The organism is Citrobacter sp. wls714, from assembly GCF_005281025.1.
Lineage (GTDB): Bacteria > Pseudomonadota > Gammaproteobacteria > Enterobacterales > Enterobacteriaceae > Citrobacter > Citrobacter werkmanii.
Genome location: NZ_SZWZ01000002.1, coordinates 58,729 through 73,585 on the forward strand (window position 1 = coordinate 58,729; position 14,857 = coordinate 73,585).

Sequence of the window (14,857 nt, forward strand, 5' to 3'; positions counted from 1 at the left end):
GTGGTTAATGGACTAGAATTTGTTGTGTTTTTGGAGTGGATGTGAACATAGTAGATGCTCTTGTTGTCAAGAGGCTAATGAACGTTGGTGATGAAACTGTTCTGTCCATCTTAAAGTTTTCAGCGTATAGCGGAGTGGCAACACTCGAAGAACTGGCACACCACTCCTCCAATCTAAAAATATCAAACGGTAAATCTCGAGCAACTCTCGAAAGCTTCTTAGATACTGCGAACTTCCAAGCTCTCAGGGTCGAAGTACAAGCTGAGATTGATTCGTTCAAAAATAAAGGTGTTGAGATTGTTCTCTTCGGTACGAAAACCTATCCAATTGCGTTATACGGTCTCCCGAAACCTCCTCCTTTTCTATACTGCAAAGGCAATCTGAACCTCTTAGATAATAGGCTTTCATTAGCGGTTGTAGGCACTCGTGAAAACACCCCCAAGGGGGAAACCATAACGATTAAAACTATTCAAAAGTTTGCGACTTATGGCTTCACGATAGTCAGTGGACTTGCACTGGGTATCGATACAATTGCTCATCGCGCGGCATTAGACGCCAAAACACCAACGATTTCTGTTCTTGTCGATGTGGAGTCTATTTCTCCCGCAAGTAATCGGGAACTCGCTAAGGAAATATTGGACGAGGGCGGACTTCTAGTTGCAGAGAATGCACCAGGAACCAAAGCAATACCTGCGTTCTTTGCTAAGCGAGACAGGATACAAGCAGGTTTATCTACTGCCGTCTTTGCTATTGAAACTTCGATAGATGGTGGGACGATGCACGCAGTCAAATCTGCTATCTCTATGATGCGTCCTGTCTTCGTTCCTGACGCACATAAAGCTAAGTATCCAGATCTTACTATCAAGGCAATTTCAGGAACTCAACAGCTAGTTAACGAAGGGAGGGCGATACCCTACACGAGCGAATCTTATGAAGATATTCGTCTTCAATTAGAAGATATCGCGAGTTCATTTAGGTCGTTGAAAGCAAAAGGTGGCCTGCTGTGATAAAGGTCATCGTCCTCGATCTTGATGACACGCTTATTGATACATCAAGCCTCGAACCACTTCGGTCAGCTGGCCGATGGAGAGACATACCCAGGTACTTTAATGGTTGTGTCATCTATCAGGACGTTGTCGGCCTTGTTACAACGGCTCGGTCGGTTGGAATCAAGGTTGCTATCTTCTCGAATGCGCCTTCGAACTACGTTCAGGGGCTACTCAAACACTTCAGTATCACTGTTGATTATGTAGTAGCCTACCATGATGTAACGCAGCATAAGCCGAGCCCTGAGGGCGTTACTCGTATTCTCGAGTACTTCGGTGTTAGCGCCGACGAGTCAATTTATTTAGGAGATAGTAACCTAGATCGAGACGCTGCTTCCAATGCAGGAGTTGAGTTTTTCTCAGTAGATTGGGGTTCTGCCTCGGAGATCGATTCGTCACATAAGGGAATAAGCGGTCTCACCGAGCTTATTGGAAAAAACTCGACGCGGAGCTCTGCAAGAACTGGACGTTCTGAGTTAATACAATCTGGGAATAAACTTCATCTGGGATTCTATTTAGATGGTATCAAACAGGAAGTTTGGTCTTTCAAAGATAACAAGAATACTTCTGTTCGCCGCTGGGTTAACAAGACTGTTGAGCTAGCTCCTTCATTCCCAGCCATAGATATAGTTGTTCGAGCGTTAGGTCACGCTGAGCTTAGGGCTGAAGATGGCGATAAAGCATTAGATACCTTGGGCAAATCGCTGGCTGTTGCTTTAGGGGCTTCTTACCAACCTAAGATATTAGAGAAAGATCACGTATTAGATAAATCGACTAATTGCACTGCAGCACAAAGACTCCACCAGGTCAGAGGTGCCTATAAAGCCGATTTTGATTCAATAGAAGCTAATTCAAATCCGACATTTCTGATCGTTGACGACGTATTAACTTCGGGGGCTACAACTGATGAGATAACACGCTGTCTATCTCAAGCTTTTCCGAATTCAAGTATTTACATTTTTACGTTGGTTAAAACTCTCTATAGATTGGAGCTAGGCACTGACAGCCAAGAACAACAACACAATAACCAACTGTTTTCAGATTTGTACAACCCAATCATCGACTCGCTGGCGGACGAAAGTGAACTATCTAGACATGTCAGGTCGAAGTCTAGTAGCAGGCTTGTAAGCAAGAAGTTTTCTGCTAACTACGCGAGAACCAACCATAACTTCATTTTCCACAATCTTCTCCAGTATTCTATCTCGTCTGAAACGGCGTCTGGACAGCTATTTGCAGCAATTCAAGTTCTTAAGAATATGCTTCAGAGAGGGAAGCCAACAATAGCCTCGCGGAAACTGAGGAAGGCATTTGGCATTGAACTGGAGAAGAGCGGTCTTAATACATCAGCTCAGGCTCTTGTGTCAGATAAGCCAGTTTTTTGGAATAGATTGATTCGAGGCAACAAGCATTCTGGGTACTACCCAGCGAAAAGGTTTTTTGATGAGCTGATTCCAAAGTATTTCGGTGAGTACATTTTTGTAAAACAACTAATGCTCCCTGAAGTTCAGATTTACGATATGACTCAGGTCTACGTTGAACAATTCCAGAACCGACAGGTAGATTTTTACATTCCTCAAGTTGGTTTAATTATTGAGATAGATGGTCAACAGCACCAAAATTCTCAGCATTTAGATGAGATGAGGGATGCGTTTACTGAAACCTTGGGACTGAAGACAGTTCGTTTCACTGTTCAAGAAGTGGCATCTGAGAATCAGTCATTTATCAGTAAGATAAATTCGATTATTTCTCAAATTCAGATCGTTGATAGTCTAGAGCGAAATGGTGTCCTAACGCCTCCTAATGGTATTTCTTTATTGAATTACCAAGAGGCTTATGAAAATGGAGTCGATGTTACTGACTCGCGATTGAGGCTGACCTCGGCGTTGCGTTTCCAGATACTGTTATTAGAGCTTCTTGAACGAGGTCAGATCAGACTAGGGGAGTTGAAAAAACTATTCATAGTCAATCGTGATGGAACTGATTTTGCTGAAGCGGCACTGGACGACCTGAACGATTTGTTATCGAATATCTTTCGTCTCATCGGCATTGAAGAAAAGCGAATTGAGGTTGCGCTGATCGAATCAGATGAGCTTCCGAGCGAACGGTCTGGTGAAAATATATTCATCGACTTCAGCTTACTGGAGCGTTATGACGATTCCTTTCAAGTTAACCAAGACGTCATATATTCACGTACGGATTACTTCGATTTCTATCGAAACTTCGAAGATTCTGATGCTGTTTCAATAGAAACCAGTCAATTGATTGACTATGACTTTTTCGAGCTTTCATGTAGTAACCCCATTACCTACAAGCTAGATCTTAGCCCAGGCAGCGAGCAGCGAGAGTCGCTGAGATACTTCCTCAGCAACCTGTTTCTACCATACCTAGAGGATGTAGATTTCAGGGAAGGGCAGGTTGGTATCATAGGATCTGCACTTTCGAAAAACGGCACAATAGGATTGCTGCCTACAGGTTCGGGTAAGTCGATTTGTTACCAGCTGTCTGCGGTCCTGCAACCAGCCGTTAGCTTTGTCGTGTGCCCGATAAAAAGTTTGATGTATGACCAGAAAGCAGATTTGGATAGCATCGGCTTCACTCGAAGCAATTTTATTACAAGTGATTTGAAGGCAGGAGAGAAGGCCAAAGTTCAGAGAGATTTCGGACGTGGTAAGTACTTCTTCGTTTTCATATCGCCTGAGCGATTCCAAACCCATGCGTTTAGAAAAGAGATGTTGGCTATCGGACTAGATCTCTCATTTGCCTACGCGGTGATCGATGAAGCTCACTGTTTGTCTGAGTGGGGACATGATTTCAGGACTTCTTATCTGAACCTGGCAAATACAATCGAACGGTTTGCTCCTAGTGCAAGTTATATAGGCCTAACGGCAACAGCATCAGTTAACGTCTTAAAGGATATTCAAACAGAGTTTGATATCCCCGATGATTTTGTCCGTACCCCAATGGACTTCACTCGCGAGGAACTCTCATTCCACGTTATCGACGATAAAGGCCTTAAAGGTGATGCAGTCGTCAAGCTTGTTTCTGAAATGGAGGGTAAATGGAATTCCGATCGGGAAGACGGCAATAAGGCGGGGATCATATTCACACCTACCGTCAACGGAGCTAAGGGTTGTCATAGCTTAGCGGGCCGAATTTCAACACTCTTGAAGATGGATGTTAGATATTTTTCGGGGTCGGCTCCGAAAATGGGTGGATTGCAGGGAGAGGCTTTCGATAGGTATAAGCGCCAAGTTCAAGACGAATTTAAAGAAAATAAATACCGCCTACTTACTGCCACTAAGGCATTCGGAATGGGCGTGAATAAGGGGAATATTGCCTATACGATTCACTTCGGAATACCTGGGTCGATGGAGGCCTTGTATCAGGAAGCAGGCAGGGCCGGGCGAGATAAAAAACTGTTCAAGGAAGTACCCGCAGATTGCTATGTGCTTCTCACAAAAGAGCCCAATTCAGCTATTCTCGACAAGATTTGGGACGCTAGCACGAACGTCAAAGATCTGAAGGAGTACGTGAAGTCATTGAGTCGCGATAGCGACCTGAACACAAATCTATTCCTGATGACAAACGGCTTGGACACAATCAATGATGAGTTCAAGTTGATGGCAAATGTATACGAATTCTTTAAGTACAATCAGGAACACAACACGGTGATCATTACTGCCAGGCAGTTTGGTACGGAAAAGTTTAAATTGGAAAAGGCTATCTACCGTCTTTCTCAATTAGGTATTGTCTCTGACTGGGTAATCGAAGACTTTTTTAATGGAACGCTCTATGTCGAGTTCCAGTGCCTATCGGAAGAAGGCCTGGAAAAGAAAATTGAGCATACCGTCAGAAAGTATGATCCTGAGTTTAAGCTCGCTGATGTGTTCAGTAGTGATAACCAGTACTACAAAATTCTCTGCGACAAGCTGAGAAAAGGGTCTATCGATAAATCGCAATTTATCTTTCTTGTTCTTTTACTTTGGTCCTATGACCATTTTGTCTACAACCGCCGCCAGTCACAGAAGAACGTTTATGAACACTGTAGTTCATTTGCTGAAGGCAGGATGGATGGCAAAGAATTTAAGGAGAAGTTGGAGGGTTATTTCAGACACGACAAGTCGAGCCAACTTTTGCTCTATATGGCTGAGAATTCTGCATCGGCGAAGTTATGGCCATCAGTTTTTTTTGAAACTGATGAAGAAGAGGGCACGGAACATCTAGTAGGCAGCGAGAAGATGACGATCCTACGAGGTCAGATTTCTCGATTCCTAGAGTCATACAAAGATAATGCATTCTTGAACTACTTGAGTGGTGTGCTGCGACTAGCTTCCGATGAGTTTGATGATGCAGATGGAGAGCGAAGAATGGCATCGTCATTTGATCGGTTGATCAGTGATAATAGGGATGAAGCACTAGAGCTGGTCCGAAAAACTATGCAGCTAAAGCCAATGTTCTCTGAAAATGCGCGAAGCCGCTTTGCTCGTTTGGTCCATGAGAAATTTGATGATTTGGATTTTCTTGAGGAGGTAAATGAAGAGCTAGGAGATCCGTTCTCCTATCACACTTTGTTAGCTCCACTAGCAATTAGACTTGAAAAACTTACCAGCCTATACAAGGGGATTAATTGGTGAATGACATACAGAAACTACACCGGGTAATCGATTCACTCGAAGAGCAATCGACGCAAGTGGCAGAGTTTAATGGCCTGTTGAGCGCCGTCAACGATGCAAGAACTGAGATAGAGGCAGCGAAATCAACGCTCGCAAGTCTAGCTTATGAACAGGCTGAATTGGTTACGAAGAACTCGAATAAATTTGAAGAGTTTGACGGTCGCCTTACGTCACTGAATGATCTTCTAGGCCAGATCAAAGATGAACAGTTGAAACTAAGGCGTGAGGTTGCAGCCTTGAAGTTTGTAACACCTGATCAGTTTGAACAAGGCTGCACAGCAATTGATAGCCGCATTGCTAAACAATTAGCGGAATTGAAAAGCAAGTTAGAGGCAGCGGTGGAGTCTCAGCAAAGATCGATAAGCGGGCTACGAACCATAGTTGTTTTAGGTATCTTGGTGTTGGCTGGAGGTGTCGGATTCTTGGCTATGAATATGGTTCTTTAATTTTTAGATTGTCATTCAGTTTTTAATTGTAATCAATAAGTTGGAATACAGAATCGAGCCAAGCTTTGAACTTTGCTAAGATAGGCAATACTTTTTCTTGTCGAAGTTGGTAGCGTTCATCTGGGGTTAGGTTTTTACTTTTCGCCTATTGTGCCAATGCGTAGAGTTTGCCGATATAACTTTTTGCTATATTCGCTCGGCCTTTAACGCGCTTTTCTGATTTAACGCATTTTCATATTTACGTCTAGCATGTGCCCAGCAACCAACAGGGAATATCCCGTCAATATTGTCGTAAGCACTGTAACCATCACACAATCAGAATTTTTCAAAATCCACGAACTTCAAGCGATACCTCATCCATAGTTTTTATGTTTAAACTGCTATAAATGCACAGGTTCACATACAACAAGTCATCATTATCGATTTGATTTATTTCGTCGAGTATTGATTCATGTTTCCAGCCAAATATTGGTATTTGATGTCGTTGTTTCCAATTTTTTATATATTTAGCTCCGATTTTAGGTGTTATAGCTACATCCACAGTAAAACGTACTCTGGTTGTCTTGGTAAATTTCTCGGGCAAATCGTTTTGCCTGACTGAACGATGTGGGGTGTTCTGCAAATGCAGGGATAGGGAAGGTGCGAATAAGCAGGTCATTTCTTCCCAAGCTGACTCGCTGATTAAAATTTCGCGGATCTGGGCCGATTTTTTTCCCGCAAACACATCGAATCAGCCTATTTAGGCTATTTGGACTGACCCCACGCCCGTAGACAAATTCTGTCCTCACGACGAGGCCTGTTCGAAGGCCTCCGGACTGACGCCGCCGAGGTGACTGTGGCGCCGGGCCCGGTTGTAGAACACTTCAATGTAATCGAAGATATCCGCCCGGGCTAGATCCCGGGTTTTGTATATTCTCTTCCTGATGCGCTCTTTTTTCAGTGAACTGAAGAACGATTCGGCCACCGCATTATCCCAGCAGTTGCCACGCCGGCTCATGCTCGGGACCAGGTTATTAGCCCGGCAGAAGCGCTGCCAGTCGTCACTGCCGTACTGGCTTCCCTGGTCTGAGTGCACGATGACCTCGCCGTCGGGTTTACGTCGCCAGACCGCCATCATCAGTGCATCCAGCGCCAGTTCGCGTGAGAGAGTGGGCTTCATCGACCAGCCCACCACGTTACGGGCGAAGAGATCGATAACCACCGCCAGATACAGCCAGCCCTGCCAGGTGCGGATATAAGTAATGTCGGTGACCCAGACCTGATTGGCCCGGACAACAGTAAACTGCCGCTGCACGCGATTAGGGGCAACCACTGAAGGTCTGCCAGCGATACGACGCGGCGCTTTATAGCCGCGCACGGCTTTAATCCGGTTCAGTTGCATAATACGGCCCACCCGGTTTTTACCGCAGGTTTCCCCGATTTCGTTCAGGTCGCCATGAACCCGCCGGTAACCGTATACGCCTCCGCTCAGTGAATAGGAGTCACGGATAAGCGTCAGCAGACGCTGATTATCTTTATCACGTGCCGAGACCGGGTTATGCAGCCACGCGTAGAACCCGGCCCGGGCGACATCCAGTACCCGACACATTGTCATCACACCCCATACAGTGCGGTGCTCATTGATAAAGCGGTACTTCAGTCGGGCTCCCTTGCAAAGTACCGCGCGGCCTTTTTCAGGATATCCCGTTCTTCTTCGGTACGTTTTAGCTGCGCCCGTAGTTTCAGGATCTCGCTTTTGGCTTCCAGTAAATCCCGGGCATGCTGCTCGCTGTTATCCGGTTTGATAGCCCGTAGCCACTTGTAGAGGCTGTGGGCAGAAACGCCCAGACGGTCAGATACTTCGGCAACGGAATAACCGCGTTCCGTTATCTGTCGGACGGCTTCTTCCTTAAATTCAGGTGTAAATCGTGGTGTGCCCATATGCTCCCCCTATACTCAAACTATAGGGCAGGATCGTCTACCGGGGTGGGGTCAGTCCATTACTAACTGACAGTTGTACCGAATACTGGGGGCAGGTCAAGCTCTTTAGCTTGTGTGGCAACAACCTCCTTTACAGGACCAGGTAGACGATTACCCTGTGCTGTTTCTGTGCTCAACGCAATCTACGGCTATCCATTTTCTGCCAGTGGTTGCAAAGACGACCATTCAACGGCAGCAAAGTTTCGCAATGCACTGCTATGTAACTCATTGATCCTACGTAGAATTTAAAATCCCTCGGCGTTCGCGCTGTGTGGGTTCAAGTCCCACTCCGGGTACCATGGGAAAGAACAGAATAATCAAAGCAATAAGCAGTGTCGTGAAACCACCTCCGGGTGGTTTTTTTGTGCCTGTTTTTTAAAAGCCATAGATACCTTGCGTCAGGTAGCCTGCCAGAAACGCAAACTGCCCTCTATATACTCACTATTGCTAATCAATCTATCGCCGAATCGGTGCGTTAAACATAAAGCCCCCTCGGGCTGGGTTGTTGATAAACCCATCGCGGGCGGGATTGTAGTTGTGGTCCTGGAAACCATTCATCAGGATGGGATCGCCAAAGCCATCCTGTATCGCCAGCTGTCTGTGGATTCGGTTTCGTGCCCTGAGCGTGAAAGCGAAATCATCCGTCCCGCCAATGATGATCACGCCATTACCAGCTCGAAGTGCCGTGCTTAACTCTTGCTCTCTGACGGCCTGGTTTTGTAACGCACTGGCTGTGGCAGACGATGACGCCAGCATCAGTAATATGAGAACGGCGCATGAAAATACCGATGGCAGTTTCATGATTAATACCTATTAAAAGTATGGCTATTAAAGTATAGCTTTATGTTGTCATCTCAACTGAAAACATAACCAATAATGTAAACCTTCTGTCCATACTGAGTCTGAGGGGCCGGAAGAGCCGTGCCATGCAGTTAAGAACTATAATAAAACCAGTCGACAGGTGATGACTTCTGTTTGCAGACAGGGCTGGTTCAGGGGGCTGTTATGAACATTTCATCTTTTCCGATAGTTATGTTCGCAGCATTGCTCACCTTGAGTTGTTCAGCATGTTCGGTGGAAAAAGGGGGTATCTTTTCGCAGAATGTCAGGGATACGGATCCCATAGCATTTTCTCAACAGTCATTTAATAATCTGACGTCTTATCAGGTCATGATGCGCTCCTCGTCGCCATCCGGTGAAAGCAAAATTATTCTCTATAGCTTTCAACAGGCTGGCTATGTGCGGATGGATTTCACCCAACCGCATTCAGGTGCGGTACTTATCTTTAATCCTGTCAGCGGTAAAGTGACGTTATGGCCATTTGGTGTGGGTACGTTGCCCATTTTGCACCTGTCGCCTACTAATTCATTGATCCAGGATGAGCGTGGTCATCGGGTGGATCGCTCTGATATCGGCGTGTTGTTGGGCAATATTCGTCATCTGCAACGTGAAGGGGCAACGACCACTATTGGTAAGGAAAACCTTGCAGGACGGGCGACGACGCACGTATCTGTGGTTGGGCCTGGAACAATGGCGGTTGATGGTGTTCACCGCTATGACGTCTGGCTGGATAATTATCACGGACTCCCTGCCAAAGTGATCAGCTATGCGCCAGATGGGCAGCGATTAGAAACCGTGTTTCTGGATACTATGGTCATTAACATCCGTTTTCCTGCCAATTTCTTCTCGCCTTGAGGAGCCCGCTCTATGGCTGACTATCAGTTTTTCACCGTCTGGCGGGTTGAGGCTTCAATTCAGGAAGTATGGGATGTTTTATCTCATCCCGATCAGTGGCCTGAATGGTGGGGAAGTCTGGAACGCATCGTTGAGATTAAAAAAGGTGATATACAGGGCATTGGGGCGCTGCATCGTTATACCTGGAAAGGAGCGCTTCCTTATCGCTTAACCTTTGACATCAATGTGTTGAATATTTTGCCTTGCTCACTGCTTGTAGGGCAAGCCAGTGGAGCGGTTGAAGGGCGAGGCGTGTGGTCTTTTTCTGCCAATGGTGCAGAGACTATCGTCAGATATGACTGGAATGTGCGTACCACGATCCGCTGGATGAATTATCTTGCCCCGCTGGCAGCACCTGTATTTCGCTGGAATCACGATATGGTCATGCGCGAGGGGGCCAGAGGGCTAGCCCGTAAGCTGGCAACGAATGTCTATATTTTCTGAACTCGCCCTCACGGCTGTACTTTTTGCCTGTCTATGGCTTACTATCTGTCGCGCAGTTTCTTATTTCATTCACAGTTAACAGGTCTGTTATTGATGAATAACCTCCATCGGCTCACCTTTTTATGTCAGCGTCTGTCTGCTGTGATGATCGCATACGGTTTTTACCTTCTTAGCCGTAGCCCAACTCTTACAACATGGACAGACAGCAATGCAACGTCGACAATTTATCAAAAATAGCGTTCTCCTTTCCGCCGCCGGTTTAGTCGGTCCTGCGGTTATTAGCCAGACGGTTCACGCCGCTGAGCCATCCGTTGCACCCGTCGCGCGTCGGCGCTTTGTGTTATCCCAGACTTATAAACTTAACCCTCCTAAGGGATCGAGCGGCGTAGTGAAACTGTGGATCCCGCTTCCGGTAGACACCGCGTTTCAACAAATGACGGCCCTTGCCTTCAGCGGAAACTACAAGCAGGCGTACGTTACCACTAATAATACTTATGGCGCGAAAACGCTGTTTGCCACCTGGCCTGACTCGCAGGGCGAACTGTTGATTAACGTTGATATCGACATTGAAACCGCCGACTGGGAACCGCTGAAGCAGGACGCGTTGAAAACCTGGCAAGCGCCGGAGCAGATTATTTATCCGCTGGATGTAAAACCGTACCTGCTGCCGACGACACATACCCCAGTTGATGGGCAGGTTCTGGAAACCGCGCGTAAAATTACCGGTAATGAGCAGGATCCGCTGAAAAAAGCGCGCCTGATTTACGAGTGGGTGAGTAGCCATATGGAGCGCGATAACGACGTTATCGGCTGCGGCACGGGGGATGTGGCGGAGATCTTAAAAAGCGGTAAGCTCAAAGGAAAATGCACCGACATGAGCTCTGTTTTTGTGGCTCTGGCACGGGCCAGCGGCATCCCGGCGCGGGAACTGTTCGGCATCCGTCTGGGCAAAGCCAATAAGCTCGAACGTTACTCGAAAAGTGCTTTTGGCAAAGCAGACAGTGCAGGGGTTGCCGATGTGAGCGGCGGACAACATTGCCGCGCCGAATTCTATCTGGCCGGTTACGGCTGGTTACCGTGCGATCCTGCTGATGTGACCAAAATGCGTCTGGCAGAGAAAAAATCGCATCAGGATGCCGATGTCCAGGCGGTAAACACTTACCTGTTTGGTAACTGGGAAATGAACTGGGTTGGATTTAACTACGGGCGTGATTTCGAGCTGTATCCGGCAACGGAGCAGGGCGCGATGAACAACTTTGGCTATCCTTACGCTGAAGTCGATGGCGACCCGATCAATTTCTACGATCCTAAAGCGTTCTCCTACAGCTATGTCGCCACAGAACAACGCTAAAGGGGCGGGACTCACCCTGTTGACGGCCGCTGCGGCTGCCGTCCGCTGCTCTATCTGTTGTTTGGTATTTCGGCGGCGAGCTTTGCTGTCTTCACCCGGTTCGAGTTCTTGCGAATTCCCCTGATGCTGGTGTCATTGGGCTTATTACTGCGCGTTTTCTGGCTGCTCTATTTTTCCAAACGACTGTGGTGCTCCGGGTGGTTAACGCTGAAGCAAGCGCGCATTCTCTACTGGTGCGCGCTGGCGTTGATTTTGCCGGTGCTATTTTATCCAACGCTCGTTGCCTGGTTTTATGAGGTATTTGAATGAAAATCTTCACATTAGTTGCATGCTTGTTGCTGCCGCTGTGGGCTCAGGCGGCTAACCAAAAAGTGGTGCTGGATATACAAAATATGACCTGCTCGCTGTGCGTTATTTCGGTCAATCAGGCGCTACGTGAAACCGACGGTGTGATTAAAGCCAAATCCTCCCTAAAAACCCGACAAGCAGAAGCGATTGTACCGGAAGGTTTCCCAACCGATACTTTACTTAACGCGGTGGCGAAAACGGGCTATACCGCAACGCTCAACCGTATTGAACAACAGTAAACCACCTGCGGGTGGTTTTATTGTTTTTTCCCGGTATGATGCCCGGCGGCTTAGTGTTCTCTTTTGTGCGTTAACTTCCGGAATTCCCCTCGTTTCCTGTTAACCTGAACAGGCGGCAGCTGTATGCCGCATATGCCCATTTGTATCTGTTATCCCTCCAGCCATGTAGGATGATCACAGGCAAGATTTTTTGACTAAGGAAAAGCGTTATGAAAACGGGACCATTAAACGAGAGCGAACTGGAATGGCTGGATGATGTACTGACTAAGTACAATACGGACAAGGCTATTCTGGATGTGTCAGAACTGGATGGTTTGCTGACGGCGGTGCTGAGTTCACCGTATGAAATTGAACCAGAGCAGTGGCTGGTCGCGATTTGGGGCGGCGCGCAGTATGTCCCTCGCTGGTCCTCCGAAAAAGAAATGACGCGTTTCATGAACCTGGCGTTTCAACATATGGCGGATACGGCCGATCGTCTGGATGAATATCCTGAGCAGTTTGAGCCGCTGTTTGGTTTGCGTAAAATTGACGAGCATGAACTGACCATCGTTGAAGAGTGGTGTTTCGGTTATATGCGCGGCGTCGCACTGTCAGACTGGTCTGCGTTACCGGACACGCTAAAACCAGCACTTGAGGCTATTGCGCTGCACGGTACGGAAGAGAACTTTGCGGTGGTTGAGAAACTAACGCCGGAAGCATTTGAAGAGAGCGTGGACGCCATCCGCTTGGCTGCGCTGGACCTGCATGCTTACTGGATGGCGCATCCTCAGGAAACGCCGGTCAAAGTACCAGTGAAGGTGGATGCCAAAGTAGGGCGTAATGACCCTTGCCCGTGTGGCAGCGGCAAGAAATATAAGCAGTGCTGTTTGCATTAACAGAAAGGGGCGAAAGCCCCTTTGTTTTAACCCACTTCCGGTAGTAATCCTGCTGCAATAGAAAACTGTACTGCTATCACCACAATGCCGCACAAAAATACCAGTGCCAGCGCCGGAGCACCGCCTGTTACGCGGTAGTTGGCCTGCGGATTATGTTTTCTGCTCTGCCAGGCCAGCATCGAAGGAATGAGCAGCGCCAGCACCGCCAGGGCAACGCCCGCATACCCCAGCGCCATGACAAAGCCACGCGGATAGAACAGCGCGAATGCCAGCGGCGGCAGGAAGGTCACCACGCCGGTTTGCATTCTTCCCGCTACGGTATTGCGGCGCTGGAAGAGATCGGCCAGGTAGTCAAATAATCCCAATGCAACGCCGAGGAAAGAGGTTGCCAGCGCGAGGTCGGCAAACAGATGCACCGCCAGTTCGACGTGCGGCGAAGCCACGACTTCACGCAATGCCTGCAATAAGCCGTTTAAGCCTGCGTGGTTGGCTAAAAGCCCCATGAACGTTGTCGAGTTAATGCTGCCAAGCGTCGCCAGTTGCCAGAAGATATAGGCGACCAGCGGAATAGCGCTACCCGTAATAAACACCCAACGCAGTTTACGAATGTTGCCGTTCATATAGCTGACGATACTGGGAACACTGCCGTGAAAACCGAATGAGGTGAAGATGACCGGGATCGCGGAGAGCGCCAGCCCCTGTTGCAGCGGCAGCGTAAGCAGGTTCACTTTATGAATATGCGGCATTAACAGAGCCAGCATCGCCACCAGGAAGATTATCTTGGCACTGAATAGCAGACGGTTGAACAGATCGACCAGCGAGGTCCCAACACAAACCACGCCACCGGCAACAAAGGTGAACAGCAGTACGCCTGTTGTCGGGGATATATTTGTTCCAGTCCAGTCGCTGATGCTGGAGGCCAGCAGTTCACCTGCGCCACTGATATACGCTGCCGTCAGGGCATACATTAAAAACATCATGCTAAAGCCCGTTACCCATTGCCCGTAACGGCCAAGATAACGTTTTGCCAGCGTACCCAGCCCGGTGTCTGCCGGGACATGTTGATACACTTCAAGCAGCAACAGTGCGGTGTAGCACATCAGTGCCCAAAGACTGACTAACAACACCAGCGTGACGCTAAACCCCACGCCTGCCGCAGCCAACGGCATTGCCAACATACCGGCACCAATCGTGGTTCCCGCCACGATAAAAATACTACCCAGGGTTCTGTTTTTCACGCTTTCCTCTGTCCCAGAGATAATCAACGGTTATATCTGCGGCGCAGGTTAAGGCAAAACGCTATTTTCGTCAAATCACCGTTACAATGACTGTACATTAATATTTACAGCATTTTGACCATTAAGATGTATAACAAATGACATTTATCTGCGGAAAAACCTGCGTTAGCGCAAAGCGGCGCCGTGCGGTTCACATTAGGCTACGGACTTTATTAAGGAGGTTGTATGGAATCTATTCACGGTCACGAAGTGCTTAACATGATGATTGAATCTGGTGAGCAGTATTCAAATGCCAGCCTTGAAGCGGCGATTACGGCACGTTTCGGCGAGCAGGCGCGTTTTCACACTTGTTCTGCGGCGGATATGACGGCAGGCGAGTTGGTGGCGTTTTTAGCGGCGAAGGGAAAGTTTATTGCAAAAGAAGACGGCTTCTCTACGCACGAAAGCAAGATCTGCCGTCACTGATTTTAATGGGTAATGATGGCGGGTTGCCTTCATTACCCC

16 protein-coding genes are annotated in these 14,857 nt (G+C 47.7%); 11 read left to right on the plus strand and 5 right to left on the minus strand.

Going from position 1 to position 14,857, the window contains the following annotated elements; all coding sequences use genetic code 11:
• Positions 1 to 22: 22 nt before the first annotated feature.
• The 4 genes from FDX11_RS25680 to FDX11_RS00365 are packed head-to-tail and all read left to right on the plus strand — an operon-like array spanning position 23 to position 6,165.
• Complete coding sequence (locus FDX11_RS25680; RefSeq protein ID WP_353653208.1) at positions 23 to 91, plus strand: hypothetical protein; 69 nt, start codon at positions 23 to 25, stop codon at positions 89 to 91.
• On the plus strand, positions 78 to 1,007 hold the full coding sequence (locus FDX11_RS00355) for a DNA-processing protein DprA (protein WP_045896958.1): 930 nt from the start codon (positions 78 to 80) through the stop codon (positions 1,005 to 1,007). The genes FDX11_RS25680 and FDX11_RS00355 overlap by 14 nt, the downstream gene beginning before the upstream one ends.
• Complete coding sequence (locus tag FDX11_RS00360) at positions 1,004 to 5,680, plus strand: RecQ family ATP-dependent DNA helicase (RefSeq protein ID WP_137397261.1); 4,677 nt, start codon at positions 1,004 to 1,006, stop codon at positions 5,678 to 5,680. Before FDX11_RS00355 ends, FDX11_RS00360 begins: the two co-directional genes overlap by 4 nt.
• A complete protein-coding gene (locus FDX11_RS00365; RefSeq protein WP_032469931.1) occupies positions 5,677 to 6,165 on the plus strand; it encodes a hypothetical protein in 489 nt (162 codons plus the stop codon). Before FDX11_RS00360 ends, FDX11_RS00365 begins: the two co-directional genes overlap by 4 nt.
• Positions 6,166 to 6,351: 186 nt before the next feature.
• Here FDX11_RS00365 and FDX11_RS25685 read toward each other — a convergent pair whose 3' ends face one another.
• The 4 genes from FDX11_RS25685 to FDX11_RS25690 all read right to left on the minus strand — a co-directional run bounded on the left by FDX11_RS25685 (position 6,352) and on the right by FDX11_RS25690 (position 8,925).
• A complete protein-coding gene (locus FDX11_RS25685) occupies positions 6,352 to 6,480 on the minus strand; it encodes a transposase (RefSeq protein ID WP_097761820.1) in 129 nt (42 codons plus the stop codon).
• 10 nt (positions 6,481 to 6,490) lie between these two features.
• Positions 6,491 to 6,889, minus strand: coding sequence for a hypothetical protein (locus FDX11_RS25315; protein ID WP_244590913.1), 399 nt, complete (start codon positions 6,887 to 6,889; stop codon positions 6,491 to 6,493).
• 60 nt (positions 6,890 to 6,949) lie between these two features.
• A protein-coding gene (locus tag FDX11_RS00385) for an IS3 family transposase (RefSeq protein ID WP_201304748.1) occupies positions 6,950 to 8,085 on the minus strand; the annotation gives its coding sequence in 2 pieces (ribosomal slippage) (positions 6,950 to 7,839 and positions 7,839 to 8,085; 1,137 coding nt in all).
• A gap of 495 nt (positions 8,086 to 8,580) precedes the next feature.
• The gene (locus FDX11_RS25690; protein WP_137397262.1) at positions 8,581 to 8,925 is read right to left on the minus strand and encodes a hypothetical protein; all 345 of its coding nucleotides are present in this window, start codon (positions 8,923 to 8,925) and stop codon (positions 8,581 to 8,583) included.
• 204 nt (positions 8,926 to 9,129) lie between these two features.
• Here FDX11_RS25690 and FDX11_RS00400 point away from each other — a divergent pair, with 204 nt between their 5' ends.
• From FDX11_RS00400 to FDX11_RS00425, 6 genes are all read left to right on the plus strand, one after another.
• On the plus strand, positions 9,130 to 9,819 hold the full coding sequence (locus tag FDX11_RS00400) for a DUF1571 domain-containing protein (RefSeq protein ID WP_137397263.1): 690 nt from the start codon (positions 9,130 to 9,132) through the stop codon (positions 9,817 to 9,819).
• A gap of 12 nt (positions 9,820 to 9,831) precedes the next feature.
• A complete protein-coding gene (locus tag FDX11_RS00405; RefSeq protein WP_137397264.1) occupies positions 9,832 to 10,302 on the plus strand; it encodes an SRPBCC family protein in 471 nt (156 codons plus the stop codon).
• A gap of 208 nt (positions 10,303 to 10,510) precedes the next feature.
• Positions 10,511 to 11,653 carry a transglutaminase-like domain-containing protein gene (locus tag FDX11_RS00410; RefSeq protein ID WP_137397265.1) on the plus strand — a complete coding sequence of 381 codons (1,143 nt, stop codon included), beginning with the start codon at positions 10,511 to 10,513 and terminating at the stop codon, positions 11,651 to 11,653.
• Between the two features lie 108 nt (positions 11,654 to 11,761).
• Complete coding sequence (locus FDX11_RS25320) at positions 11,762 to 11,962, plus strand: hypothetical protein (protein ID WP_249360704.1); 201 nt, start codon at positions 11,762 to 11,764, stop codon at positions 11,960 to 11,962.
• Complete coding sequence (locus FDX11_RS00420) at positions 11,959 to 12,240, plus strand: heavy-metal-associated domain-containing protein (protein ID WP_003833910.1); 282 nt, start codon at positions 11,959 to 11,961, stop codon at positions 12,238 to 12,240. The genes FDX11_RS25320 and FDX11_RS00420 overlap by 4 nt, the downstream gene beginning before the upstream one ends.
• A 209-nt stretch (positions 12,241 to 12,449) precedes the next feature.
• Complete coding sequence (locus FDX11_RS00425) at positions 12,450 to 13,115, plus strand: YecA family protein (protein WP_137397266.1); 666 nt, start codon at positions 12,450 to 12,452, stop codon at positions 13,113 to 13,115.
• Between the two features lie 26 nt (positions 13,116 to 13,141).
• Here the strand turns inward: FDX11_RS00425 and tyrP are convergent, their stop codons facing one another.
• The gene (gene tyrP / locus FDX11_RS00430; RefSeq protein WP_079939952.1) at positions 13,142 to 14,353 is read right to left on the minus strand and encodes a tyrosine transporter TyrP; all 1,212 of its coding nucleotides are present in this window, start codon (positions 14,351 to 14,353) and stop codon (positions 13,142 to 13,144) included.
• 225 nt (positions 14,354 to 14,578) lie between these two features.
• On the opposite strand from tyrP, the gene FDX11_RS00435 reads away from it, so the two are divergent.
• On the plus strand, positions 14,579 to 14,818 hold the full coding sequence (locus FDX11_RS00435) for a YecH family metal-binding protein (RefSeq protein WP_003034586.1): 240 nt from the start codon (positions 14,579 to 14,581) through the stop codon (positions 14,816 to 14,818).
• Positions 14,819 to 14,857: the final 39 nt, after the last annotated feature.

Coding starts and splice junctions, on each gene's coding strand:
- FDX11_RS00355 (WP_045896958.1), top strand. CDS start 78: ATGAACGTTGGTGATGAAACTGTTCTGTCCATCTTAAAGTTTTCAGCG.
- FDX11_RS25690 (WP_137397262.1), bottom strand. CDS start 8,925: ATGAAACTGCCATCGGTATTTTCATGCGCCGTTCTCATATTACTGATG.
- FDX11_RS00400 (WP_137397263.1), top strand. CDS start 9,130: ATGAACATTTCATCTTTTCCGATAGTTATGTTCGCAGCATTGCTCACC.
- FDX11_RS00405 (WP_137397264.1), top strand. CDS start 9,832: ATGGCTGACTATCAGTTTTTCACCGTCTGGCGGGTTGAGGCTTCAATT.
- FDX11_RS00410 (WP_137397265.1), top strand. CDS start 10,511: ATGCAACGTCGACAATTTATCAAAAATAGCGTTCTCCTTTCCGCCGCC.
- FDX11_RS00420 (WP_003833910.1), top strand. CDS start 11,959: ATGAAAATCTTCACATTAGTTGCATGCTTGTTGCTGCCGCTGTGGGCT.
- FDX11_RS00425 (WP_137397266.1), top strand. CDS start 12,450: ATGAAAACGGGACCATTAAACGAGAGCGAACTGGAATGGCTGGATGAT.
- FDX11_RS00435 (WP_003034586.1), top strand. CDS start 14,579: ATGGAATCTATTCACGGTCACGAAGTGCTTAACATGATGATTGAATCT.